22 protein-coding genes, 2 pseudogenes, 1 CRISPR repeat array and 1 riboswitch are annotated in these 26,098 nt (G+C 41.3%); of the genes and pseudogenes, 19 read left to right on the forward strand and 5 right to left on the reverse strand.

Annotated elements, in window-relative coordinates; genetic code table 11:
- Nucleotides 1–10: 10 nt before the first annotated feature.
- The 11 genes and pseudogenes from cobK (at nt 11) to JCM10596_RS01840 (ending at nt 11,268) form a co-directional block, all read left to right on the forward strand.
- Entirely contained in the window at nt 11–796 is a 786-nt protein-coding gene (gene cobK, locus JCM10596_RS01795) for a precorrin-6A reductase (protein ID WP_025025665.1), read from the forward strand.
- Nucleotides 797–897: 101 nt separating this feature from the next.
- Entirely contained in the window at nt 898–1,560 is a 663-nt protein-coding gene (locus JCM10596_RS01800; protein ID WP_025025666.1) for a precorrin-8X methylmutase, read from the forward strand.
- Between the two features lie 136 nt (nt 1,561–1,696).
- Complete coding sequence (locus JCM10596_RS01805; protein WP_025025667.1) at nt 1,697–2,809, forward strand: cobalt-precorrin-5B (C(1))-methyltransferase; 1,113 nt, start codon at nt 1,697–1,699, stop codon at nt 2,807–2,809.
- Nucleotides 2,793–4,019: a bifunctional cobalt-precorrin-7 (C(5))-methyltransferase/cobalt-precorrin-6B (C(15))-methyltransferase gene (locus JCM10596_RS01810; protein WP_025025668.1), complete on the forward strand. Its 1,227-nt coding sequence runs from the start codon at nt 2,793–2,795 to the stop codon at nt 4,017–4,019. The genes JCM10596_RS01805 and JCM10596_RS01810 overlap by 17 nt, the downstream gene beginning before the upstream one ends.
- Complete coding sequence (gene cobI, locus JCM10596_RS01815) at nt 4,016–4,726, forward strand: precorrin-2 C(20)-methyltransferase (protein ID WP_025025669.1); 711 nt, start codon at nt 4,016–4,018, stop codon at nt 4,724–4,726. The genes JCM10596_RS01810 and cobI overlap by 4 nt, the downstream gene beginning before the upstream one ends.
- A pseudogene (gene cobM, locus JCM10596_RS23315) lies at nt 4,726–5,504 on the forward strand (precorrin-4 C(11)-methyltransferase). Before cobI ends, cobM begins: the two are co-directional and overlap by 1 nt.
- On the forward strand, nt 5,501–6,628 hold the full coding sequence (locus tag JCM10596_RS01825) for a cobalt-precorrin 5A hydrolase (protein ID WP_025025670.1): 1,128 nt from the start codon (nt 5,501–5,503) through the stop codon (nt 6,626–6,628). The pseudogene cobM and the gene JCM10596_RS01825 overlap by 4 nt, the downstream one beginning before the upstream one ends.
- Before the next feature lie 49 nt (nt 6,629–6,677).
- Nucleotides 6,678–8,053, forward strand: a pseudogene (locus tag JCM10596_RS28510) (cobyrinic acid a,c-diamide synthase CobB).
- Nucleotides 8,046–9,548 carry a cobyric acid synthase gene (locus tag JCM10596_RS23320; protein ID WP_034680277.1) on the forward strand — a complete coding sequence of 501 codons (1,503 nt, stop codon included), beginning with the start codon at nt 8,046–8,048 and terminating at the stop codon, nt 9,546–9,548. The pseudogene JCM10596_RS28510 and the gene JCM10596_RS23320 overlap by 8 nt, the downstream one beginning before the upstream one ends.
- Nucleotides 9,549–9,564: 16 nt before the next feature.
- Nucleotides 9,565–10,623: a nicotinate-nucleotide--dimethylbenzimidazole phosphoribosyltransferase gene (gene cobT / locus JCM10596_RS01835; protein ID WP_025025671.1), complete on the forward strand. Its 1,059-nt coding sequence runs from the start codon at nt 9,565–9,567 to the stop codon at nt 10,621–10,623.
- Between the two features lie 12 nt (nt 10,624–10,635).
- Nucleotides 10,636–11,268 (forward strand): precorrin-2 dehydrogenase/sirohydrochlorin ferrochelatase family protein, encoded by a 633-nt coding sequence (locus JCM10596_RS01840; RefSeq protein WP_025025672.1) that lies wholly within the window; start codon nt 10,636–10,638, stop codon nt 11,266–11,268.
- Nucleotides 11,269–11,411: 143 nt separating this feature from the next.
- On the opposite strand, the gene JCM10596_RS01845 is transcribed toward JCM10596_RS01840, so the two are convergent.
- Nucleotides 11,412–11,861 (reverse strand): hypothetical protein, encoded by a 450-nt coding sequence (locus JCM10596_RS01845; protein ID WP_025025673.1) that lies wholly within the window; start codon nt 11,859–11,861, stop codon nt 11,412–11,414.
- Between the two features lie 154 nt (nt 11,862–12,015).
- On the opposite strand from JCM10596_RS01845, the gene JCM10596_RS01850 reads away from it, so the two are divergent.
- Nucleotides 12,016–12,411, forward strand: coding sequence for a DUF4944 domain-containing protein (locus tag JCM10596_RS01850; protein ID WP_025025674.1), 396 nt, complete (start codon nt 12,016–12,018; stop codon nt 12,409–12,411).
- Between the two features lie 12 nt (nt 12,412–12,423).
- Here JCM10596_RS01850 and JCM10596_RS01855 read toward each other — a convergent pair whose 3' ends face one another.
- Both JCM10596_RS01855 and JCM10596_RS01860 read right to left on the reverse strand, forming a co-directional pair.
- Nucleotides 12,424–13,125 (reverse strand): hypothetical protein, encoded by a 702-nt coding sequence (locus JCM10596_RS01855; RefSeq protein ID WP_025025675.1) that lies wholly within the window; start codon nt 13,123–13,125, stop codon nt 12,424–12,426.
- 18 nt (nt 13,126–13,143) lie between these two features.
- Nucleotides 13,144–13,323, reverse strand: coding sequence for a DUF1697 domain-containing protein (locus tag JCM10596_RS01860; RefSeq protein ID WP_025025676.1), 180 nt, complete (start codon nt 13,321–13,323; stop codon nt 13,144–13,146).
- A gap of 530 nt (nt 13,324–13,853) precedes the next feature.
- Between JCM10596_RS01860 and JCM10596_RS01865 the strand changes: the two genes are divergently transcribed.
- Together JCM10596_RS01865 and JCM10596_RS01870 are read left to right on the forward strand one after the other, a co-directional pair.
- A complete protein-coding gene (locus JCM10596_RS01865; protein WP_159102294.1) occupies nt 13,854–15,314 on the forward strand; it encodes a helix-turn-helix domain-containing protein in 1,461 nt (486 codons plus the stop codon).
- A 103-nt stretch (nt 15,315–15,417) separates the two neighbouring features.
- A complete protein-coding gene (locus JCM10596_RS01870; protein WP_025025678.1) occupies nt 15,418–16,392 on the forward strand; it encodes an ABC transporter substrate-binding protein in 975 nt (324 codons plus the stop codon).
- A 347-nt stretch (nt 16,393–16,739) separates the two neighbouring features.
- Nucleotides 16,740–16,833, reverse strand: a riboswitch (cyclic di-GMP riboswitch).
- Between the two features lie 418 nt (nt 16,834–17,251).
- Nucleotides 17,252–17,740: a CRISPR direct-repeat array (repeat unit 30 nt; unit sequence GATGAACAGTAACATTAGATGTATTTAAAT).
- 267 nt (nt 17,741–18,007) lie between these two features.
- Here JCM10596_RS01870 and bioB read toward each other — a convergent pair.
- The gene (bioB, locus tag JCM10596_RS01880) at nt 18,008–19,015 is read right to left on the reverse strand and encodes a biotin synthase BioB (RefSeq protein ID WP_304502741.1); all 1,008 of its coding nucleotides are present in this window, start codon (nt 19,013–19,015) and stop codon (nt 18,008–18,010) included.
- Nucleotides 19,016–19,027: 12 nt separating this feature from the next.
- Nucleotides 19,028–19,717: a dethiobiotin synthase gene (gene bioD, locus JCM10596_RS01885; RefSeq protein WP_025025680.1), complete on the reverse strand. Its 690-nt coding sequence runs from the start codon at nt 19,715–19,717 to the stop codon at nt 19,028–19,030.
- Between the two features lie 172 nt (nt 19,718–19,889).
- On the opposite strand from bioD, the gene JCM10596_RS01890 reads away from it, so the two are divergent.
- The 5 genes from JCM10596_RS01890 (at nt 19,890) to JCM10596_RS01910 (ending at nt 26,075) form a co-directional block, all read left to right on the forward strand.
- The gene (locus JCM10596_RS01890) at nt 19,890–20,849 is read left to right on the forward strand and encodes a copper amine oxidase N-terminal domain-containing protein (protein ID WP_025025681.1); all 960 of its coding nucleotides are present in this window, start codon (nt 19,890–19,892) and stop codon (nt 20,847–20,849) included.
- Between the two features lie 52 nt (nt 20,850–20,901).
- Nucleotides 20,902–22,314, forward strand: coding sequence for a S41 family peptidase (locus JCM10596_RS01895; RefSeq protein ID WP_025025682.1), 1,413 nt, complete (start codon nt 20,902–20,904; stop codon nt 22,312–22,314).
- Between the two features lie 371 nt (nt 22,315–22,685).
- Nucleotides 22,686–23,006, forward strand: coding sequence for a hypothetical protein (locus JCM10596_RS01900; protein WP_025025683.1), 321 nt, complete (start codon nt 22,686–22,688; stop codon nt 23,004–23,006).
- Complete coding sequence (locus JCM10596_RS01905) at nt 23,003–24,493, forward strand: sensor histidine kinase (protein ID WP_148302483.1); 1,491 nt, start codon at nt 23,003–23,005, stop codon at nt 24,491–24,493. The genes JCM10596_RS01900 and JCM10596_RS01905 overlap by 4 nt, the downstream gene beginning before the upstream one ends.
- The gene (locus tag JCM10596_RS01910) at nt 24,468–26,075 is read left to right on the forward strand and encodes a response regulator transcription factor (protein WP_234410369.1); all 1,608 of its coding nucleotides are present in this window, start codon (nt 24,468–24,470) and stop codon (nt 26,073–26,075) included. Before JCM10596_RS01905 ends, JCM10596_RS01910 begins: the two co-directional genes overlap by 26 nt.
- Nucleotides 26,076–26,098 lie beyond the last annotated feature (23 nt).

A 26,098-nucleotide genomic window follows, 5' to 3' on the forward strand; every position in this document is an offset into this window, starting at 1 on the left:
GGAAACGTACATGATCCTATTCCTCGCAGGAACAAGCGATGCCAGAGAATTAGCGATAAAACTACATCAGCAGGGATATGAGCTATTGACCACGGTTGTGACTGAAAATGCAGCAAAAGCCCTTGAAGAAGCAGGACTAAGGGTTCATGTTGGCAGGTTAACGGCAGAGGATATGGCAGCCAAAATAAAGGAAGAATCCTTTCAAGTGGTTGTCGATGCCAGTCATCCTTTTGCTGAAGAGGCGTCCAAGAATGCGCTGGCAGGTGCCAAGAGTGCTGGAGTTCCTTATATCCGTTATGAAAGAGAAAGTCAGTCCTTCGAACATGAGCTGGTAACGGTCGTCGAGGATTATCATCAAGCAGCAGAGATTGCTGTAGAAAAAAGAGGCGTGGTGATGCTGACGACAGGGAGCAAGACCTTACCTATTTTTGCGGAAAAATTAATTGGTTTACCTGATACGACTTTAGTGGCTCGAATGCTCCCCAGATTAGATAATATGGAGAAATGTGAGCAGTTAGGTGTAGAGCAAAAAAACATTGTGGCGATGCAGGGTCCTTTTTCTAAGGAGTTAAATAAAGCGTTGTATGAGCATTATCAGGTAACGCTGATGATTACCAAAGAGAGCGGCAAGGTGGGAGCTGTGGATGAGAAGCTCGAAGCCGCCCTAGAAATGGGGATCGAAACGGTTATGATCTCCAGACCCAAAGTGAACTATGGCACCCTATTTTCGACCTATGAAGGAGTTCTTCAGCAGGTAGATGGTTTCTTAAAGCAATCTGTCATGCAAACAGGATAGGCGGATATTCAAGTAGGAAGTAGCTTTACCATAGAAGTAGCTTCACATCGAAATACTTCACATCGAAATACTTCACATAGAAATAAAGGAGGAAGAATAGAATGGATTTCAAAACAGAATTTAAACCCTTTACGGTTCAGCCTCATGAGATTGAAGAACTAAGCTTTAATATTATTACGGAGGAATTTGGAGAGCATGATTTTACTCCTGAACAATATAAAGTGGTTCAACGTGTCATTCACGCTTCCGCTGATTTTGAATTTGGACGTAATATGCTTTTTCATCCCAAAGCGATTGAGGCAGGAATTGCAGCTATCCAAAGCGGTAAGATTGTCGTAGCCGATGTTCAAATGGTACAGGTGGGAATCAGTAAGCCTCGAATTGAAAAGTTTGGTGGAGAGATTAAAGTGTATATTTCCGATCCCGATGTAATGGAGGAAGCGAAGAGGCTGAATACCACCAGAGCGATTATCTCGACAAGAAAAGCGGTTCGAGAGGCTGAGGGAGGGATATTTGCCATTGGGAATGCTCCAACTGCTCTTCTGGAACTCATTCGCTTAGTGAAAGAGGGAGAAGCCAAGCCAGGTCTGGTTATTGGAATGCCTGTAGGGTTCGTATCTGCTGCCGAATCAAAGGAAGAGTTGGCAAAGCTAGATATTCCTTTTATTACGAACATTGGACGTAAAGGCGGAAGTGCGGTTACCGTAGCGGCACTAAATGCGATCTCACTGCTGGCTAATCCGGGAACCTTCTCCTATAAATAAGAAGAACCAAAAGCTTCTTTATAAGTGTATGATCCATTCTAATCATAAGGTGGAGTAAAAACTACATCTGTTGGAAGTCTACTTTATGATAGAATATGGAGTAAAATACGGGTGTTAAAGGAGCGGTAGGTGTCACATGAAGGCAAAGCAAGAAAAAGATCCAAAAGAGATGCGCTCAGGCTATACCACAGGTGCTTGTGCTACGGCAGCAACAAAGGCGGCTCTTTTGGCTCTGATTACGCAGAAGAGCCAGCTGGAAGCAACGACAATGTTACCTATTGGAAAAATAGTTACGTTTAAAATGGAGAGCTGTGAATATACGGAGGCGATGGCAACAGCGGGGACGATTAAGGATGCAGGAGATGATCCCGATGCCACTCATGGAGCCCTTATTCTGTCTACAGTAAAGTGGATTGAGGGGCAAGAGATTGAATTGGATGGAGGGGTTGGTGTTGGGCGAGTGACCAAGCCCGGTCTTCCTGTTCCTGTAGGAGAAGCGGCAATCAATCCCGTTCCTCGCAGAACCATTTTAGAAGTGGCGCAGGAGGTATTGCAAGAGTATAAGGTGGAGCGTGGAGTACAGATTGTGATTTCCGTCCCTCAAGGGGAAGAAATCGCCAAAAAAACATTAAATGAACGGTTAGGCATCATTGGTGGCATCTCGATATTAGGGACGAGAGGAATCGTGGTCCCTTTTTCTACTTCTGCTTATAAGGCGAGTATTGTACAGGCTTTACATGTAGCTCAAGCGAGCCAGTGTGATCATGTAGCGATCACGACGGGAGGCCGCAGTGAAAAATATGCCATGGAGTTATATCCTGACTTACCTGAGGAAGCCTTTATTGAGATGGGAGACTTTGTCGGTTTTACCCTGCAGCAATGCAAACGTCTAAACCTAAGAAAAGTAACCATGGTTGGAATGATGGGGAAATTTTCTAAGGTTGCCCAAGGGATTATGATGGTTCACTCGAAGAGTGCACCGATAGATTTTGGTTTCTTGGCTCAGGTAGCAAGGGAAGCAGGGGCTCCTGAAGACATGCTGGAGGAAATCAGGAATGCCAATACGGCATCACAAGTGGGAGATATGATGCTAGAAGCAGGGTATTCTGCCTTTTTTGAAAAGCTATGCACATATTGCTGTGACTCTGGATTGAAGGAAGTAAAGGGCGGATTAGAGATTGAAACAGTGATGTATACCTTGAAAGGACAACAATTGGGGAGGGCAGAACGAAATGAGGCACTCGATTAAAGTGATAGGTATTGGGGACGAAGGGAAGCAAGGGATTTTTCCCCTTTACCAAGAATGGATTGAAGAGAGTCAGGTGTTAGTGGGAGGAGAAAGACAGCTTGCTTTCTTCCCAGAGTATAAGGGAGAGAAAATCTCCATTGGAGCGGGATTGTCTGCCCTAATAGAAAAATTAGAGAAAGAGGAGAAACCTACAGTTGTTTTAGCTTCGGGGGACCCTCTTTTTTATGGTATTGGTGGCTATCTCTCTAGTAAATTGCAGAAAACAAAACAAATAGAGATTTACCCTTATTTTAGCTCGATCCAATTAGCCTTTGCTAGAATGGGAGAAAGCTGGCAGGATGCGTATTTAACCAGTATTCATGGAAGAAGCATTCGAGGTCTGGCTCAACGGATTGATGGACGAAAGAAGGTAGCCCTACTGACGGATGAAGAAAATAGTCCCGATGCCATTGCCAGCTATCTTCTGCATTACGGAATGACCGAATATCGAGCCTTTGTGGCAGAAAATCTGGGAAGTGAGAAGGAACGTTGTGGCTGGTATGAGTTAGAGGAAATGCGGGAAGGGAGCTTTTCTGCTCTCAATGTAGTCATTCTCAAACAGACAGCCCCTTCCCCTCGTTGGTCTCTGGGGATCGAGGATCACGAATTTGCTCAGAGAAAGCCAGATAAGGGGCTCATTACGAAAAAAGAGGTGCGTATCCTTAGCTTAGCGGCTCTTCAGCTTACGGAAGAGAGTGTAGTCTGGGATATTGGTACGTGTACGGGCTCGATCGCTATTGAAGCGGCAAAAATCGCTCGTCATGGACAGGTCTTTGCCATTGAAAAAAATGCGGCTGATTTAGAAAATTGCTTGCAGAACCAACAAAAATTCAGAACCGATTTTGTGGCGATTCAAGGCAAAGCGCCAGCTGGATTAGAGAGCTTTGCAGATCCGGATGCGATCTTTTTAGGAGGGACAGGAGGAGAGATGCGTGAGCTTTTGGCTCAGTGCTGTCGTTGTTTGAAGGAAGGTGGACGCATCGTTTTAAATGCAGTGACGATAGAAAATCTGTATCAGGCTATGCAAGCCTTTCAGGAGGAAGGCTATGAAACTTCCATTACACTTGCCCAAATCTCCAGAAGTAAGCCTATTTTAGAAATGACTCGATTTGAAGGATTAAATCCGATCTATATCATTACAGCGAAGCGAAAGGGAGGGGAAGCAGAATGAGTGCTGTTGTTGGTACATTGTATGGGTTAGGAGTAGGGCCAGGAGATCCTGAGCTTATTACGGTCAAGGCATTTCGCACCTTAATGCAAAGCCCGGTGATTGCCTATCCGAAGAAAAGAAAAGGGAGCAAAAGCTATGCTCATCGGATTACAGAAGTGTACGTGAATCCTAATGAAAAAGAGATGCTGGGTCTTGTCTTTCCGATGACCAAGGATCAAGCCATTTTAGACAGGGAATGGCATAAAACGGTGGAGGAAGTATGGAATCATTTAAGCCAAGGAAAGGACGTTGCTTTTGTCACGGAAGGTGATCCTTTGCTTTATAGTACGTTTATTCATATGATGCGTTTAATGAAGAAGCTTCATCCTGAAGTAGAGATTAAGACGGTTCCCGGAATATCTTCGATTAATGGGGCAGCTTCCAGATTAGGCATTGCCTTAGCAGATGGAGATGAGCATGTCGCCATTGTACCTGCTAGAGATGATTACCAAGCCATGAGAAAAGTGATTGAAGAAAATGATTGTGTGATTTTTATTAAGGTTGCCAAGGTGATCGATTTAATGCTACAGGTACTGCGTGACTTAGAACTGATTGACAAGGCTTCGGTAGTGACCAAGGTGACCTCAGAGGAAGAAGTCATCTGGAATGTGAATGAACTAGATGGTCTAGAGCTTGAATATCTGACATTGATGGTGGTGAGAAAGTAATGAAGGTATATATCGTAGGGGCAGGTCCAGGAGATCCAGACTTAATTACGGTGAAAGGGCTGAAGCTATTGCAGCAAGCGGATGTCGTCATGTATACGGACTCTCTTGTGAACGAAGAGTTAATAGCGAAGGCAAAGCCTGAAGCCGAGGTGTTGAAGAGTGCAGGGATGAGCCTTGAGGAAATGGTAGAGATCATGGTGGATCGCTTACAGCAAGGAAAAATGGTGGTTCGGGTTCATACAGGAGACCCCGCTATGTTCGGAGCGATAATGGAACAGGTCGCCTTGCTTAAAAAAGCAGGAGTAGAGTATGAAGTGGTTCCTGGCGTCAGCTCTGTATTTGCCTCCGCGGCAGCGATAGGGGCTGAATTAACCATCCCAGAGTTAACACAAACCGTTATTTTAACCCGTGCAGAGGCAGGACACCTGTCCCTGAAAGAGAAAAACTACGAGATCTGGCTTCGCACCACTGTACGATTGCTCTTTTCCTAAGTGCCACCTTAACGAAAAAGGTCGTCAAGGAATTTATAGAGGCAGGCTGGAGTGAACAAACGCCTGTCGCGGTGGTTCAACGAGCGACTTGGCCTGATCAGGTTATCGTCAGGACCACGTTAGAAAATCTAGATGAAGAAATGCGCAAACATGGGATTCGCTCCCATGCTATGATCTTAGCTGGATGGGCTCTAGATCCTGACATTCATGAAAAGGATGAGTATCGTTCCAAGCTTTATGATGCCTCCTTTACCCATGGTTTCCGTAAGGGTGTGAAGAATCCATGATCATTCAACTACAGGAAAAGGAATTAGCTCCTATTCAACAGAATGGTGCTTATGCTATTGTCGCCATTACCAAGCATGGGGTGGAATTAGCAAGGAATCTACATACCAAGTTTTCTCATGCCGATCTTTATTATATGAGTAAATTTGAGCGAGGGGATGAAGAACAGAAACAGATCCAGCTTTTTGAAGGGAGTGTGCGCCTGCTGCTTCCTGCTCTGTTCAATGCGTATCAAGGGATTATTCTTATCATTTCGCTAGGTGCGGTTGTGCGTATGATTGCCCCTCTTCTAAAAGATAAAAAAACAGACCCAGGAATCGTGGTTATTGATGATAAGGGAGAGAATGTGATTAGTGTTCTTTCTGGACATATTGGAGGAGCCAATGAATTAACTCGTGAAGTAGCAGCAGCTATTGGAGCTCGTCCTATTATTACTACCGCCTCTGATGTGCAGAAAACGATTCCTGTTGATCTATTTGGCAGACGCTTTGGCTGGCAATGGGAGTCAGGAGAGAAGCTGACTCCTGTCAGTGCTTCCGTCGTCAATGAAGAGCAGGTAGCGGTGATCCAAGAGTCAGGTGAACGAGATTGGTGGATGCATGATACACCCATGCCTTCTACGATCCAGTTGTATTCGTCGATTGAAGCCGCTTTGGAAGCGAAGCCTCACGCCGCTTTAGTGGTCACGCATCGCCATTTGACGGAAGACGAATCAGCTATTTTACATAATGGTGTATTGTATCGTCCTAAGGTGATTGTTCTAGGTATTGGCTGTAATCGGGGAACAGCGGCAGAGGAAATTGAATCTGTTATCCTAGATACACTGGATGAATTGCAGTTTTCGATCAAGAGTGTCAAAACTGTCTGCACAATTGATTTAAAAAAGGATGAAGAGGGATTACTCGCTGTCGTTGAGAAATATAGCTGGGATTTTCAATATTATACTCCTGAAGAACTAAATGAAATGGAAATCTCTGCCCCCTCAGATACAGTTTTCAAGTTCACAGGAGCCTATGGAGTTAGTGAACCCGCAGTCAAAAGATACTTAGGACATAATCACCTTGAGCTGGTCAAAAAGAAATCAGGAAATGTGACGCTATCGATTGGTCTGTTGCAAGACTTCTAAGCTACTAGTATGAATCAATAGAATTGGATAGATAAAGGGGAACGAAAGAATGACGGAACGAAGATTGGTGATTGCAGGTACAGGGAGTGGAGTCGGCAAGACTACGTTGACCATTGGTTTAATGGCAGCACTGAAACAGAAGGGATACGTCGTTCAAGGCTTCAAATGTGGTCCAGACTATATTGATCCGACCTACCATACAGCGGTAACAGGGAGACGTTCTCGAAATATAGATAGCTGGATGCTAGAGCATGAGGTTGTTCAAGATATTGTGAGCAGGGCAAGTGAAGGAGCAGATATTTCGATTATTGAGGGAGTCATGGGCTTTTTTGATGGGAAAAGCCCTCTGCATAATCAAGGGAGTACGGCTGAAATCAGTATGATTACAGATAGCCCTGTCATCTTAGTGGTGAACTGTGCAGCCATGGCTCGCAGTGCGGCGGCCATTGTCAAAGGGTTCCAGAGCTTCGCTGAGGGTCCGCGCATTGTCGGTGTGATTGCCAATCGTGTAGGCAGTGAAGGACACTATAAGCTAGTCAAAGCGGCGATTGAACAGGAGTGCGGAGTCCCTGTGGTCGGCTATCTGAAGAAAGAAGGAGAAATCGAAATTCCTGAGAGGCATTTAGGGCTTGTTCCCTCTATTGAAAGAGGCGAACTTGAACCGTTTTTTCAGCAATTAGGAGAATTAATTGGAGCCACCGTGGATCTTGAACAGATTCTGACCTTGGCTGAAACCTCTTCAATTGCTCCGAATCCCCACTCCATTTTTCAAGTAAAAACAAATCATCCTCGAATCAGAATGGCGATTGCTAGAGATGCCGCTTTTAATTTTTATTATCAGGAGAATATTGAACTCTTAGAAGCTGCAGGAGTGGAATGTGTCTATTTTTCTCCTTTAAAGGGGGAAGCCCTTCCTAATGATGTAGCCGGTCTTTATCTTGGTGGAGGCTTTCCCGAAGAATTTGCTGCTGAATTAGCTGCACAGGAGGAAGTAAAAGAGTCCATCCGTCAAGCCATTAGAGCAGGAATGCCCACCCTTGCCGAATGCGGAGGATTTATGTATCTGACTGAATCTATCGAAACTCGCCAAGGGGAAGCTTATTCAATGGTAGGAGTGGTTCCGGGACAGGTGAAAATGCAGTCTAAGCTAGCTGCCTTAGGTTATCGTGAGATTACAGGGGAGCCAGGTAACTTTTTACTAACGGGCGAAGAACAGGCGAAGGGGCATGAATTTCACTATTCTACCTTCGAAGCTGCAACGGAAATAACGCCTGCCTATCAAACCAAGGGAATGAGAGGGATGAAAAAGGAAGGATTATGCAAGACAATCTCGTTGCAGGTTATACTCATTTTCATTTTGCCTCTTGTCCAGCTCTTGTTGAGCGCTGGATTCAAGCATGTGAGGAGTGGAAAGCTCATGCGTAAGGCACTCCCGCTCATGGTTCAAGGAACCCATTCGGATGCGGGGAAGAGTGCCATTGTCACAGCGCTATGTCGCATCTTTGCTCAGGATGGATATCATACTGCCCCTTTTAAATCTCAGAATATGGCTTTAAATTCCTATATTACGCTGGATGGCAAGGAAATAGGAAGAGCACAAGGGGTACAAGCAGAAGCCGCAGGAGTACTGGCGACAACCGATATGAATCCGATCCTAATTAAACCGACCCGTGATCATGAATCTCAGATCGTCGTGCATGGCAAGCCGTATCAGAATATGCAGGCGAAGGCGTATCGCTCCGATTTTTTTCAGCAGGGGCTCCGCTTAATTGAAGAAGCATATACAAGGCTAGCTACCGACTATGAACGGGTGGTCATTGAAGGGGCAGGAAGTCCGGCTGAGATTAACCTGAATGACCGAGAATTGGTCAATATGAGGGTGGCGAGAATGACAGGAGCGCCAGTCATCCTTGTTGGAGACATTGAAAAGGGTGGGGTCTTTGCCAGCTTAGTTGGTACTCTCCAGCTTTTAGATCCTGAGGATCGGGAGCGAGTGATCGGAGTGGTCATTAATAAATTTCGTGGAGACGTGTCTCTTTTAGAACCAGGCTTACGCTGGTTTGAGGAGTATACTGGTAAGCCTGTTCTAGGGGTAATCCCCTATATCCCCAATCTAAATATTGACGCAGAGGATTCTGTGGTTCTTCAGCAATATACAGCCCAAGTAGATACTCGTAAAGAATTAGATATTGCTGTCATTCGTTATCCCATGATTTCTAACTTTACAGATGTTGATCCTTTTTTTACCGAGCCAGACTGTCATGTTCGTTTCATTAAGCACCCAAAAGAAGTAGGAAATCCAGACTTAATCATTCTCCCTGGAAGTAAAAACACCCTAGAAGATATGCAATTCCTAGAGCAAAGCGGCTTAGCTAATGAGCTAAAACGCCTTTCGTCAAACACCATGATATTTGGTATCTGTGGAGGATATCAGATGCTTGGAGAACGAATCGAAGATCCTGATCAAGTGGAGTCACCTCTCAAAGAAATCACAGGTCTTGGCTTATTGCCCATTCGCACAGTGTTAACGCAGGAGAAGAAAACGGTTCGTTCTGAAGGATGGCTGCAATGGAAAAATCAGCAGCTAAAAGTAGAAGGTTACGAGATTCATATGGGAGTAAGCCATGTTGAGCAGCAAGTTACTCCTCTTATTGGGCTAGAAAATCATACAGATGGAGTTCAAAGTGAAGAAGGGAACCTGTTTGGGACGTATTTTCATGGGATCTTTCATAATGATCCATTCCGAATCCTTCTATTAAATGAATTGAGAGAAAAGAAAGGGCTAGCCCCCATCTTAGAACGACCTTCGTATACTCAGCTTAGAGAGGAATCCTTCGATCTGCTGGCTGGGCATGTTCGAGATCATCTCCAACTAGACTATATTAGAAGGAAAATGGAAGAGTTTAATCAACAAGCGTAGGAAAAGGGGAATCGAGATGCTATCACCAAAACTAACGGAAGTCATCAAAGAAATTAAACCTATTGATCAATTGAAAAAAGAAGAGGTATCCACCTATATTGATCAATTAACCAAGCCTCAGGGGAGTTTAGGCAGACTGGAAGAGCTGGCAATCACCCTCGCTCAAATCACGTCGTCCAGCTTCCCAGTTGTTTCTCCACCGGGAGTGATTGTGTTTGCCGCTGATCATGGAATTGCCGCTGAGGGAGTATCTGCCTTTCCTCAGGAGGTAACGGCTCAAATGATCTATAATTTCCTGCAAGGAGGGGCTGCCATTAATGTTTTTGCTCGGCAAATGGGGGCTTACTTTTCTATTGTAGATGTGGGTGTAGCACAGGATTTGGAGATGGAAGGAAGTATCAATAAGAAGGTCCGCTATGGAACGGGGAACTTTTTGCAAGAGGAGGCAATGACCAGGGAGGAAGCTTTTCAGGCATTGGAAGCAGGGATTGAATCAGCCGAACAGATGGTTGAACAGGGAGCAAAATGCTTAGTCTTCGGAGAGATGGGAATTGGCAATACGACGACAAGTAGTGCTATACTAGCAGTACTTAGCGAAAAAGAAATAGATTCGATTGTGGGTAAAGGATCGGGGATCATAGAAGAACAGCTAGCCAAAAAGCGTTCGATTATTGCCCAAGCTTTGAACAATAGGCAGCCAAATTCAGCGGATCCCATCGACATTCTAAGCAAAGTAGGAGGACTCGAAATCGCAGCAATGGCAGGTGCGATGATGGGGAGTGCTCACCGTCAAATTCCGATTCTGCTCGATGGATTTATCTGTACCGTGGCAGCACTTCTAGCCGTGAAGCTATGTCCCGAGGTCAAAGGCTATATGATTGCTGGTCACCAATCTGAGGAACCCGGTCATGCGGTCGCTTTAGATATGCTAGGCTTGACTCCTTTACTTCGTCTTAACCTGCGCTTAGGAGAGGGGAGTGGAGCGGCTCTAGCGTTTCCGCTGTTAGAATCAGCTTGTCGTATGGTCAGTGAGATGGCTACTTTTTCCTCTGCGGGGGTATCGAATAAAGAGTAGGAGAGATGAGTCATGTCGAGATATTATCCAATGATGCTTCAACTGAAAGGAAAGCCTTGTTTAGTTGTTGGGGGAGGCATGGTAGCTACACGAAAGATTCGCTCTCTAGTTCAAGCGGGTGCTCGAATCACGGTGATTAGCCCTAAGGTGACAGCTGAGCTAGCTAGGATGATCCAAGAGGGAGGACAAATCAAATGGCTCTCTCGTACCTTCGAAGCAGGGGATACGAGTGCGTACATGTTGGTCATTGCCGCAACCAATCATCCCGAAGTGAATCTTCAAGTGGTGGAATCCGCAGCCGAGCATCAATTGATAAATGTAATTGATCGACCTGATCTAAGTAATTTTATTGTGCCCTCTACCTTTCAGCGAGGGAAGCTTCTGATTGCTGTTTCTACTTCTGGAGCGAGCCCCGGCTTGGCACGCAAGATTAGCAGAGATCTAGCCGATCAATTTGACGAATCCTATGAGGAATATCTCCTTTTTCTTGAAGAAGCTAGAAAAAGAGTGCTGCTAGAAGTAAAGGATGTACGGCGCAAGAATCAGATCTTGAAGGAGCTGTTACACCCTCGGTTTCTAGAAATGACTCGCTTGGGGATGGTGGAGGAAAGGGAAGCTCGTTTTTTGGAGTTGTGTAGAAGCTAGGACTTTTGTTGAAGAAATTAAAAACAAAAAAACAAAAAAACGTTAGAGGAAATAAAAAAGGAATGATACACCTTCGATGTATGATCCCTTTTTTTATTTCACTGTAATAAGTGGGGGCGAAGTAGTTCTAGCATGGTAGACGATTACTGCAAGAAAGAAGGGATGACAAAATAACGATTCTTAGGGGTCATGACAATATGATCTTCATGTTTGCCATTCTCATCTTCCCAAAATATTGTTAATTGAAGGTGATCCTTTTTGCTGTTGGATATAGGTTCCCATGTATGGTAATAGGTTACTGAATGATCTTCCATTGTCAAGCTAACATTGCGGTTCTCAAGCGTATGAACAAGTTCTCCATTTTTGGTAAGCTCGGCTCCTACAAGCTGCACTTCATTTTGACCCTTCCAAGCTAGCTTGCCAATCCAATCTCCCTTGGGAGCATTTGCTTCTCTGTTATAATCTGCTCTCCATTGTCCATCTTGAGTGCTCCCCTTCCACATAGGAGGTTGATTAATAGAGTAAAGGACCCAAACGGCTAGCAGAATGAGGAGTACTACAAAAATGTAGGATATCTTTAATTTATGACTCATATAATCTCCTTATAAATGGGCTGTTTTATCGTAATTTTCTAATTTCTCTGCTGCATTTTTTCAAACGCTAGATTTTATTGCTTCCCAATCTATTATGATTATTCAAAATGCGTATCTTAGGTTTACAATAGGACAAACAAGGAGGAATTTTCACATGAAGCGGATAACAATTGCACTGTTTATTGTCTTAGGATGCTGGGTTATCTATTCGTTTTTTCAAGCTCCAGTTTGGAATGGTGAGTCTAAAAATAACAAATGGAAAGTTGCATATTACCAAGACCACTCATACAAAGATACTTGGGAGGGGATCTTATACTGGAATGGACATGGCGAGGTTATTTTAAAGTCTTTACTGTTTATGGTTGAAGGTGAGGTAATTATTGCACGTAGTAATAATGATGCCATTACAGATAAGCTCTCATTTATCGCCCTTGGTGAAAGGCTCAACGAAAAGAGCGAGGTTAAAGTCGTGATAACATGGCTAGATAATGAGAACGAAGAGGTTGTGGATGATATCATCATCAAACCTCATAAGAAATTAATATTCTGATGGAAGCCTCCTTTATCTATAGCGATCTTGATCGCGAAACATGGGAAAGCTTAAACATTCACCATATGAGTTAATAATTTGGTATACATTATTGCTGTTTTTTCGCCAAAGGCTAGTGGTGGAGATATAGTCCTGCCATCGGACTGTTCCTACGGTTCTAATCCCTAATTCTTTTAATTGATAAGAGAAGTAGTCGTTTATCTGAGGTTCTTTCCATGAAGTTAAACGTAAATGATTCTTGTCAAGAGGATCTGCAATAGCCGTTACATAACCTACTATACTATCAGGTATTGATTTAATAACCGTTTTTGCTAGTGATCCTATTTTTTTACCCACATAAAAGTCAAAAATATATTTCCCACTCGTGTATAGTGCGATATCTGTATTACGTAAAGGTTTGGTTTTTATTTCTGATCCCAATTGTGGTAAACAAAAAACATATCCATAATCTTCATCGTAAGTTGCCTCCTTTTGTTTTTTAAATGCACGGACCTGTACTTCATACTCCCCACCCTCCACGTCAACAAAAAAATGTCTAGTATATGTGGTGCTTGAGTTTACAGGGCCTAGATCGGCAAATTCCCTATAGCCGTAAGTTGGAAGCCTTCTGTAGAGTTTTACTGCTTCATACTCTTCTGGTGGTTTTATTTTTACTTCTACACGTTCACTATCACTTTGCCAAGATGCTTGGATCGTAAAATTTTTTCTTGTCATTTATATTTATTTTTCCTCCTAAAATAGTATTTTGAAGAACGAAGGGACGGAGTTTTTTAGGACCACATTTCCACTTTGGATATAGGTAGACACATTGTTACATTGTAATTGGGCAAAGATCTCTTTTAAGTGATCTATTTTTACTTTATTTTTACCACCTACATTAATTCCTCGTAATAAGGCTGCGTATGTATTCATATCCCTTTTCCTCCACATCAGGAAATTTGAACGATGGTAAAGCTGCCTAATAGTTTTTAAAACCTCGTAATATAAATTCTGCTCTTACGAGCATTTTTAATAAAATGCATTATAAAATTGATTCATTCATATATGAAAATAAAAAATACTGACCCGATAAGTAACGGATCCAAGTGCATGCGCTTCATGGCCGTTACAATTAGTATAGCCGAAGAGGTAACGGAGTTCAAAAAGTTGCTTTTTAATTGGGGGATTTCAGCTAACGGAAACACATTTAGGATTAGTACTGATATCATATACAGTCGCTTAGTTGTGGTATGATTGACTGTATTAATGGTCTCAGTCACCAAATTGTTAGCAGGCAAAAAGGGAGGCCCGTGAATGATGAATATTCCGAGAAGTTGGCTGCCAATTGAGAATACTTTGTTCAGGTTCAGGGATATCGGATTCTGCCGGATAGAATCGGGGAGGGGCCAAAGGCTTACAGGATGGCTTCTCGTCTTCTTCTTGTAGTGACAGGAGAAGGCGTTTTGGAGGTTGGAGAGCGCAGGCAATTGGTCCGATCAGGAAGCTGGTTCCTATTGTTGGCAGGAGTTCCTTATGTGATGCATGTCCAGGAGGGAGTCGGAATTGCATACTACGAGATGACTTTCAACGTCGTCTCAGATTTTGTGGGGAAGGGAGAGTCCAAGTCGGAAGAGGAAAGACTATTTTGGTGCGGTGACATCTCAAACCGTGAATTTTTCTCAATAGTAAACAAGGCCAAACAGCTCTATATGGGGCGGGATGAAGAGGATGACTTAGGGAGGTTTCGGTTGCAGCTTGTTTTTCAGGAATTGATGTATTTGCTTATGCAAACCGTCTCTGTCAGAAGAAAGGGAAACGCCGAAGAGGCGATATGGTCTGTCGTACGCTTTATGGAGGGGCACTTTCAGCAGGCTCTTACACGTGACCGGTTGGCAAGCTTGGCGGGAATGAATCAGGAATATTTCTCCAGATTATTTAAGAAGGTAATAGGTAAAACACCAAAGGCTTATCTGACGGATATACGCATAAATCACGCTAGGCGGGAACTTTTGCGCGGAAACGTCGCCATTGAGGATATTGCAGAGCATGTAGGCTTTGGGGAGGGCTACTACTTCAGCCGCAAATTCAAGCAGGCGATCGGCATGTCGCCTACCGAATATATGAAAAAACAGAAAAATAAGGTGGCATGTATCTTTTTTCCCTACATTGATCATATGCTGGCTCTTGGTATCACGCCGTATGCGGCGATGATTCCTAGGACGCATCCGTTGGCATCGCGTATCGCATCCTCGATTGACTTGGGAGAGGAAGAACTGGACTTTGATACGCGTTCAGCAGAAATATTGTCTGTTGCCGAACCGGAAATGATTCTTTGCAGCAACTATCTGAATCCGGATCAAGAAGCGCTCCTGAATCGGATTGCGCCGACGGTGTCCATTGTTTGGGATCAGAATTGGCGACTTGCATTTCGGGAAATTGCAGCGCTTATGGGACGCGAACAAGAAGCGGAGACAGTATTTGCGACATATGAAAGTCGATGCTTGGAAGCGAGAACGAGAGTTCTCGAAAGGATAGGAGAACAGACAGTAGCGTTAATCCGCATACACAGCAGCGAATTAAGACTGTACGGCGGTCCGATGCAAGGCTACACCGGACCCGTATTATATGGTGATCTGGGACTTAAAGCCCCCTCGTTAGTTCGAAGTCTTGCATGGAACTTGAGTATGGTGAGTATTTCACTGGATGATCTGTCAATGCTGGACACTGATTATATTTTGCTTGTCATTGATCCGGATGCGGAACATCATGCAAAGGAGATCATGGGAAGACCTGTCTGGCAGGAGCTTCGGGCGGTGCGCAGAGGCAATGTGTATCAAGCGGGATTTTATATTTGGATGAGTTGCGGGATCGTAATGAATAGTTTGAAGCTGGAAGAAGTGATTCGATTTTTGGGATCTGATTGAGGTCACAATCGTGCAAGCGAGTGATCCGCTTTTGTCCTTGTCTGTCATAACAGGACAAACTATAATTGATAATGATTATCAATATAAGAGGAGTGGATCGAGGATGAACAAATATCGAAAGTGCGGAGGGGTAGGCTTATTGGCATTGCTGTTGGTGCTGGTTGGATGCACAGGCGGCGGAGAGAAAGAGTCTATTGGCGCAAATGTTAGTGAACAGATACAAGAAGATGTGGATTCGGAGAGCGAAACAGAAAAACAAACACGCAGAGTAACAGACGAGATAGGGCATGAAATCGACATGCCGGTCGACCCGCAGCGGATTATCGGAATTTATTTGGAAGATGAGCTGACAGCACTGGGAGTGAAACCATTACGGCAAGCGCGGATCGGTGACTGGAGCGGTCAGGATTATCTCAATCTGGACTTGCAAGATATTGATATTCAGGGCGATGTGGAGGCCTTTTTTGCTGCCCAACCCGATTTTTTACTGACCAATGTCTATGACCCAAAAATCTATGACACCTTGGAAAAGATAGCTCCTTTCTATGCCTTCAAGGATGCAAGGGCTGACTGGAGAGCGACGATCAGAACATTAGGAGAACTGCTGAACAAGTCCGATAAGGCGGAAGAAGTGATTGCGGCTTACGATCTTAAGGCAACGGAAGCCGGCGAGAGGATTCTAGAGGTTATAGGCGACGAGACGGTAGCCATCGTTCGGGTACATGCCAAGTCACTCCGCTTGTACGGTGGACCCGGGTATGCGGGACCGGTTCTATATGAAGAATTAGGCCTACAGCCTGCGCAAGCAGTGAAAGATCTGGTACTGGACCAAAATTTAGGAGTAGCAAACATTTCGCTGGAGGTTATCCCCCAGTTGACGGCAGACCATATCTTTTTGACGATGGATACAGGTGCTGACCAGCAATACAAGGATTTGACAGAAAACACACTATGGAAGAATCTCCCTGCAGTCAAAGGTGGACGTGTTTACGAAGTCAATTTTGAAACTTGGATGAAAAGTGGTCCTATTGCGGATGGAATGAAAATAGAGGATGTTGTACAGGCATTGGTCAAATAGTAATAGCTTGTTCTCATTAATAGTTCCTAATCAATTTTTTAAAAGGTTTCTACTATTATATTTAATAAAGGGCTATAAAAGATAGAAATGAAGTTGAATAAAAGAACAGGGATCACAGCCGATTGACTATGATCCCCTTTTTTTCTTGTTGAAATGACTCTTTGTTCTCTCTAGCTTTGACCACCAAGTAGTAACTTCAAAATGAGAAACGGTAAAGCACCTATCGCTATGAAAGCAAACCCTAACCCTTTTAACAACGAAACAAAAGAATTTTCTACTACCATTGTGTCGTTCCTCCTTTTGTATTAAAGGAACACTCTCGATGCTGAGTAGGGCATTTCCCTGCTATCAGCAGTCTAGCTACCTTGGTCACTAGTATATAGCAACTTTAGGCCTATGACTTTGCGTCCCATTCTTTAGAATGGTTTGCCATTGTTTCTGCAGAGAGTGCTTTCTTTATTTGATAATACGATAGTACCATAACCAAGTACCTAATCTCAATATATTTGTCACAAAAATTTAAAAATTCAGTTAAATAAACATATTGACAAGTAAACTTAATGGCGAACTAAGTGAGGGAAATATTATCCCAGCCATAGAGAGATTTTATACAGCATAAAATACTAACCGACTCATTTGTAACTGACCTTACGGTAGAGGGATATTGGGTTATATCCCCTGTAATTTTCCCAACCTCTAAAGACTAAATAACCTGCACAATGATGATTAAAATAGGAGTTTATGCAATTGAAAGGGATTATTTATAAAATAATGCTGTTGGCTGGGAAAAATACGAGAATTTCAGTGTTATCAGGGGTAAGCGTCATGTTATAATAACAACAAGCCTATTTTTTCTAGGGATGAACAGTAACATTAGATGTATTTAAATTGCAAGCTGTAGCTTTCCATGTCTATCATCTCCAAAGATGAACAGTAACATTAGATGTATTTAAATCAAGCCTCTGAGAGCCTCTATTTCGTTTTTTATCCGATGAACAGTAACATTAGATGTATTTAAATTTTGAATCTCCTACTCTATCAGCAATCCCTATAAAGATGAACAGTAACATTAGATGTATTTAAATTCGTTAATAGAACTAGCTGAGGCATAAGGGGTTGCAAGATGAACAGTAACATTAGATGTATTTAAATTTTGATTTACTCACGTTCTCACCTTCCTCTGCTTGATGAACAGTAACATTAGATGTATTTAAATGTGGTTAGATAATAACAAGAGTGCTCCAGGGTTCTCGATGAACAGTAACATTAGATGTATTTAAATCCCACCTCCGGGAATAAAATAAAAAAGCACCGGTTAGATGAACAGTAACATTAGATGTATTTTTAAATATACTCAAGAAGGCGGGGCTTAAATAGCCCCCTTGGATATATTTAACGTTTTATCTCCTTCTGATTCGATCAAGATCCTAGAATAGATGTGAACTTCTTAACCTCCTATAAAACAGAAAAATTCAAGAGATGTATTAAGGAATTGATTTACTTACTCAGTTGCAGAACCTTTTGTAAAATGATAAAAAAGGGTGAGAAGCAGTTTCGTTTCTCACCCTTTTATTATATTAGAAATGGACATGCTTTCTATACTGTGTAATAGGAATTACAGAGCACAGAGCTCAATCTCAAAGCCCATATCCTCAATCATTTTATGATCATCCGTCATTTCCTGTCCTGCTGTGGTTAAGTAATCCCCGACAAAGATGGAGTTGGCGGCATATAAGCCTAACGGCTGGAGTGAGCGTAAATTAACTTCGCGTCCTCCAGAAATACGAATTTCCTTCGAAGGATTGATGAAGCGGAATAGAGCAAGAACCTTTAGACAAAAGCGCGGCTCTAACTCTTTTAATCCTTCAAGAGGTGTTCCAGGAATCGCATGTAGGAAGTTAACAGGAATCGAATCGGCATCCAGCTGTCTTAGCTGAACAGCAATATCGTAAATATCTTCGTGTGTTTCACCCATGCCAATAATAGCTCCAGAACAGGGGGACATCCCTGCTGCTTTCACTTTCTCCACAGTAGACACACGATCATCATAGGTGTGTGTACTAGTAATACTACTATGGTGTTTTGCACTTGTATTGAGGTTGTGGTTATATCGCTCGACTCCCACTTCTGCTAATCGTTGCGCTTTATCTTCTGAAATAATCCCCAGACAACAGCAAATTTTTAGAGGCATCTCTTCTTTGATTTCCTTAATAGCTTCAACTACCTGATCAATTTCACGATCTGTCGCTCCACGACCGCTGGCAACAATACAGTAGGTTCCAGCCTTGCGGTTCATTGCTTCCCGAGCACCAGCTATGAGGGTATCTTTGTCTAGTAGCGTGTATTTCTGAATAGGAGCTGTTGAAACAATCGATTGTGAACAGTATCCACAATCCTCTGGACAGAGTCCACTTTTGGCATTAATAATCATGTTTAACTTCACTTTATTTCCGTAATAGTGCTTGCGAACTTTATAGGTCGCTTGTAATAGAGAGAGTAGCTCATCATCAGGAGAATTTAGAATTTCAAATGCTTCCTCCTGAGTTAGTAGTTCACCTTGTAACGCTTTGTGTGCGAGTAAATCCCATTGGGAAGTGATCCCTTTTTGAATCTCAATAGACAAGAGAATTCCTCCTTATGTATTATAAAATTTTTTGATATCAATATGTTTTTCAGCCACTCGTATCATTTCTTCAGGAGTTGGATGTTCAATCCAAGGAAGTACAGCCAATACAGGAACATCAGCAAATTGCTCGATCAGTGACGGGTTGGTCTGTTCAGCAACACCTACTGGAGCGCGCAGTCCATTTATAATGACCCCAAGAACGTCTAAGCCGATGCTTCTAGCATAATGCACAGTTAGCAGGGTATGATTGATCGTCCCTAGATTGGGTCTGGCTACGATGAGAAGGGGATAGCCAATCTCTTTGGCTAGATCCGCAACTAGAAAATGTTCTCCTAATGGAACCGCAAGTCCTCCAGCTCCTTCAATAAGGTAAAAATCGTGTTGGTCTTGAATGGTATACCAAGCATCTAGTACCTCTGTTAAAGATATGCTTTGTCCAGCTCGTTTAGAAGCAACATAGGGGGCAAGCGGCTCGTCAAATTGAAAAGGATTAATTTTTTCTAGTGGTAAAGGATCTTGCGAGAATTGTTTTAGAATGTAGGCATCGCTAAGGATATCCTCTCGTTTAGCTCCACTCATCATCGGCTTAAACACACCTACATCGATTCCTTTTTTCGCTAGCATTCCAGCCAAGCTTGCAGTGACAAAGGATTTGCCGATTTCAGTATCTGTTCCTGAAACAAAGATTCCTTTTCTCATCGCTCTCTCTTTTAGCTCCTTTAAAATAAGTGTTAACCTATCATTTTTTTTAGTTAACACAAAGTATAGATTTATCTAACCATGTTCTTTGCTAGATTGTCAAGAATGGGTGTAAGAACTGGACTTATGTTATACTAGGTTGGGAGTAACTACTATAAATGGAGGAGAGAACATGAGTCTAAAAACAAAAAAGTTATTGAAATTGATGATTTGTGCTATGGTTCTGGCTCTACTAGTACCAACAGCTAGCTTTGCTCAAGCAGATTTAGCCAAAAAACTAGAAGGAAGTATTGTCTTGAAGGTGGGCAGTTCCACAGCCTTCACGAACAATGTAAAAAGCATGATAGATGAGAAGGATACGAAAGTGACTCCACTCGTTATTGAAGGCAGAACATTGGTTCCAGTCCGTTTTATTTCTGAGAGCCTAGGAGCACAAGTCGAGTATGATAGCAAAACATCTAAAGTTACGATTAGCTTAGAAGAAACGAAGTTACACTTAACACTAGGGCAAAAGAAGCTACATAAGAATCAGACAGAGGTTGCTTTAGACGTACCGGCACAAGCGAAAAATGGCAGAACGTATCTTCCGTTAAGAGCAATTGTAGAGGCTTTAGATAAAAAGGTATTCTATGATAAAGGAATTATCATCATCAGTGAACAGTCAATGACACTAGAAGCAAGCCTACTAGAGCGTTTAAATGGTTGGTTTGATTCTTCTAAGTCCTATTTTGCAGAAGATACGGCTGGAAAGGCATATGAAGTGCCGGCAGAAGATCTAGCAGCGATAAAAAAATTAAGAGAAGTACAGAATGAAGCTCTGAAAGAAAAAGATATAGATAAGCTTTTAGCAACTCAAAATTTTGTAAGTGAAAAAGAAAAGAAGCAATATATGCTTAGTCTTAATCCTTATCTAAAATTAGATGTGGTATTGGCTACTGAAATTGAGGCTTTTGACATCATTGAAGCTTCAGAGAATAAAATTGTCGTTCGAGAAACTGCTGTAGTAAGAAAAGTAGAAGGAACTTCTGCTTTTCCAAATATGAGAACGATTAGTATTTATACCTTTGTGAAAATTGATGGGAAATGGTTATGTGATCCCGTTTATCCTGAACATGCAGAAATCATTAATTAAGGTTTCCATTTCTTATTAGCAAACCAATACCCACGTAGAAAGGATGAGTGTTTTGCAACGTCAGACAGTATGGACTAAATATATTAAAATCACTTTAGCGCTCCTGTTGCTATCCTCATTGTTAGCTCCAGTTGCCTATGCTGAAAAGAGCCAGAAAGAAGAGGAACTATATAAGGAAATTTATGATTATATCAAGTATTTTCATATTAGTGATCCTACTGATGAACAATTAAATAAAGATACAATTGAAGAATTGATCAAGGCTGTCAATGATCCTTTTACACAGTATTTAGCGCCTGAGCAACTGGAGTTGTTTGCTTATGCACTAGAGGGAGAGTTAGCGGAGAGTGGTTTGTTTCTTGAACAACAGGGAAATGAGTATGTGATTGCTGGCTTTTTCCCTGAGAGCCCGGCAGATAAAGCAGACCTTCAAGTAGGGGATATTCTAGTAAAAGTGAACGAGCAAGAAGTAACAGGATTAGACCCGGAGAATGTGTCTCTTCTATTAATTGGTCCTGTAGATTCTGAGATGAAGCTGACTGTTAAACGTGATGGAACAACCAAAGAGGTTGTTTTGAAAAGAGTAAACCTACAAGGACCACCCTTGTTTAGTACAATCCTTGATGGGAATATCGGCTACATTGCACTTACTTCATTTGGAAATGATTTGTCACACAAATTTACCAAAGAGCTAAATGAGCTGAAGAAACAGAATTTAAATGGGCTTATTTTCGATTTGCGTGGAAATTTGGGTGGAGATATTACAGCGGCTTATGGGGTTGTTGCTAATTTTATAGAGTCAGGAACCTATATTATTCACAAGGAATCCTCTGGTAGAACAAGTGAATTTAAAATTAGAGATGGAAAACATATGGGGAATGTTCCTGTTGTTCTCTTAGTAAATGAATGGTCAGCAAGTGCTTCAGAAATGGTTGCAGGTGCTTTGCAGGATCAAGGGGTGGCAACGCTGATTGGAGTCCAAACCTATGGAAAAGGCATTGCTCAGAAAGTGTTTAATCTCTCCAATGGCGGAGCACTTCTTGTTACGTTCATGGAGTATTTTACACCGCATCTAAATAAAGTAAATGAGGTAGGAATTACCCCTGATTTAGTTGTTGAGGCAGACCTTTCTTCTGGGAAGGATACACAGCTAGAAGCGGCAATGAATCTTCTAAGTAAAAAAGGTGTCTTTGCTATTTCAAGTGGTGAAATCATAGAACTAGATTCAGTAGTGATTAAAAAAGATGGAAAGACCTATGTTTCCATTAGAGATTTTTCCCGTAAAGTGGGGGGAAAACTATTCTACGAAGTAAAGGATAAGACATTTACTTATCAATTGGGTGAGCACAAGCTTACTGAAAAACTAGGGCAGAGCAAGCATGTGCTGGTAGAGAATAACAAAGCTTATATTGAAGTTGATTATCTAAAGGATCAACTGAAACAGCTTAGAATATTTAATAGATAAAGAGTAAGGTAAATAACAAGTAAGGTAAATAATAAGGCTGGTCCATCTCTCATTCTGATGGATCAGCCTTTTCCATTATTCTGAAATAAATTAGATTTTCGTGAATGGTCATTTATTCCAAATTATATATTCTAGATTACCCTTATTAGTTTTTAGGTAATTTAGAATCTATTGACAATTTTAATGTAATCTAATACAATCAAAAACAATCATATATAATCACATACGATCATAAATTTTCATTTTTCTTTTGTTGAAAACAAACATCCTTTTTTTACAAATCAAAAAGAAAGCGCTTACTAGGATTGATTAGGTAAGGAAGAATGTGCGTTTAAAATGGGCTAGGTTCGGTTTTTTTTGAGGGAGGTACGATGTTTTTCTCATTACGTAATCGTTTGTTTCTTATTTTTACAAGCTTACTAACAGTGCCATTCATTATTTTATCTTTTATTATACCGAGCTGGTTTACGTCCGTTATAAAGGAGCAGACACAGGAATTAGCGATAGAAATGATGGATCAGTATTCTCTTTATATCGATTCGATTACTACACAGGCACAGGATTTAGGAAAGCAGGTTCTTGTTAGCCAGATTACGCAAGACTGGTTAAAGATTGAAAAAAATCTTCTCCTACATCAGAGGGGAAGGCTGTTGCGGCAAAAAATCAGCTTAAACTATTGTTATCCTCTATGATGATTAATAATTCAAATGGAATGTCTATATCGTTGTTTCTTAGTAATGGTTCAGGAATTTGGGAAGATAACCCTTATTTGAATGAGGAAAAATGGTATCAAGATTTTACGATCATTAAACAACAGTTTACCAAGGCACACATTGATTCAGACTTGCCCTTACATAGCATGCGTGAAAGCCATGTTATTAGTTTTATTTTACCCATCATTGATATGAATACTTTTGTCCAAAGTGGAATCATAAAAGTCAATTTTCCCTCGATTCTACTTGAAAGAGCTCTAAATAAAATGACCATTGGACAAAATGGTCGCGCCTATTTGCTCACTAAACAGGGAGAGAATGTTTTACCATCAGATATCCCTATACCGTTATATGTCATAGAACAAAGTTTGCCTGAAATCATCAATGATAGTCAGCAAAAAGGGTTAATTGAACTGGATTATAACGGAGAATCCTACTTTATTTTTTTTCAAAAGCTGTCAGTTGGTGACTGGATTCTAATAAGTGAAGTGACCGAATCTGACTTGTTCATAAACGTTCATGATCTCCAACGAAATCTATTGATCACGAGTGCCGTTGTATTTATGTTAACAATTGTTTCTTCTTTCATGCTTTCTTCTAATATCGTAAGCCCATTAGGCAACTTAGCCAAAGCAATGGGATATATTGAGAGAGGAGATTTTACTGGAGCCAAACAATACATGTCGAAAATCACCCCCTCTAAAGACGAGGTTGGGTATGTATTGAAGGTATTTGATCATACAATTGCCAAGTTAAAAAATCTGATTGAAACAGAATATGAGGTTAATCTTCGAAGAAAAGATGCCGAATATAAAGCTCTTTTATTGCAAATAAATCCGCATTTTCTAAATAACACTCTTGAAATTATAGGGAGTTTAGCTCTTCAAGAAAAAAATAAAGAGGTTGTAAATGTCAGTGTATATCTGGGGAAAATGATGAGATATTCATTGAATACGAAAAGTAGTGTTGTCAAACTAGCTGAAGAAGTAAATTATATACGAAGCTATACAGATATCTTGAAGCTGAGATATGAGGATTCCCTATCTATAACAATTGAAGAAGACCCTGATGTCCGATCATTTCCAGTGATAAAATTTATTTTGCAGCCGCTTGTTGAAAATGCAGTTAAATATAGCTTTATTCAGAAGAACTATGCCTGGATACGGATTAGAACACAAAAAGTAGGAGAACAGGTCTGGATTGTAGTTGAAGATAAAGGCATAGGAATGTCTGAAAACATCATTACGAATGTGGTAAATCAAGGAGAACAAGATGAAACCATCAACGTGTTAGAAAGTAAAGGAAAAAGCATAGGACTTCGAAATGTGTTAGGAAGACTACAGCTATACTATGGACATCATTTTTCGTATCGAATTGATTCTCAAATGAATGAAGGAACAAAAATTACATTATGTATTCAATGTAAAAGAGGGGAGATACATGATGAAGGTCATACTAGCGGATGATGAGATCCAAATTCGGAAGGGTTTGAGAATGAAGATTGATTGGGAAGAAGAAGGATTTCAGATCATGGATGAGGCCTCTAATGGAGAAGAAGCGCTTGAAATATTACGAAAGACAGAGGCGGAAATAATCATTACCGATATGAGAATGCCAATGATGGATGGAATTGAGTTAGCTAAGCACTGTCAGAGGGAATTTCCTCATGTCAAAGTCATTGTCTTGTCCGGTTATTCTGATTTTGAATATGTACGAAATTCTATGAAGCACGGTGTGAGAGACTATTTATTAAAGCCAGTAGCTCCTAATGAATTAGTAGATTCACTGAGAAAAATCCGCCTTGAAATTGAAGAGGATCAAAAAAAACGAGGTGAAGTAAAAAGATTAAATCATTTTGTTCACTCCCATATGGAGGAGGTTCAGGAGCGATACTTATTGTATCTAGTCAAGGATGAATGGCTTCATATAAATATGGTAAAGGAAAGATTACGTCAATTACGTTTAGATGAACTGGTGAATAATCAGGTTAAATTTCAAATTCTAACAGTAGAAATCAGAGATAGCCATGATAGACCAAGTCGTTTAAAAGACCTATGGCTGACCTGTCAATTAATTTGCAAGGAAATAGCCAAGGATTTTAGTGGAACCTATACGTTTTACAATCCTAGTTATACGAATCTAATTCACTTTATACAGCGTGTCGATTTGGAAACTAGTTGTCGTAGTCATGAGTTAGCTAATACGATTCAAAAAAAGATGAAGTCATTCCTCTGCTTCGAAACTGTAATTGGAGTTGGAAATGTAGTAAACGGATTGACAGAATTAAAGACGGGTTACATTTCTAGCTTACTTTCGTGGAGTCAAGGTCAACTTGGTGCCCAATCGCAGGTGATTAATGGAGTGGATAGCAAAAATGTAGCATTTGAGTTTCCTGCTGATTTGGAAAAAAAACTGATCAATGCCATTGAAACAATGGATTATGAGGCATTTAATGAAAGTTGTTCAGAGTTGCTGAAGCAAACAGCAAATCACTCTATTATGACCTTCTCATTTATGACCAATCGTCTGTTATTTCTTTTAGGGGCACAGGCTAAAAAATATGATATCGAAACAAAAGAGTTACAACTATTATTATGGGAATGTCAGCGAAGCATTTGGGAATTAAACTCTCAGCATATAGTGAAGAATGTTCTTCTTCAATTGGCTCAGCATATCATTGCAAAAGTGCGTGAGGCACGTTTTTCTAATGGGAAATTAATGATAAATAGTATTCGTCGTTACGTAGATGAACATTATGCAAGTGAGATTTCCCTTACGTCTTTGTCCGAAATGTTTCATATGAATAGTACATATTTATCCGAGATATTCAAACTTCATATAGGGGAAAACTTCAGCAATTATCTTGTTCATTTACGTATGAAAAAAGCTCTAGAATTACTAAAGGATAATCAATTGAAAATTATTGATGTAGCGAATCTAGTAGGATTTTCAAGCTCAGGGTATTTTAGTACCGTATTCAAAAAACACTTTGGGCAATCCCCTGTAGAATATAGAACTTCTTTAACAGACAAAGTGAAGGCAATGTAAACCTCAGTTGAAAGAAGGGAATG

Origin of the sequence: Caldalkalibacillus mannanilyticus JCM 10596, assembly GCF_000615945.1 — a bacterium.
In the GTDB taxonomy this organism is placed as follows: Bacteria; Bacillota; Bacilli; order Caldalkalibacillales; family JCM-10596; genus Bacillus_AT; species Bacillus_AT mannanilyticus.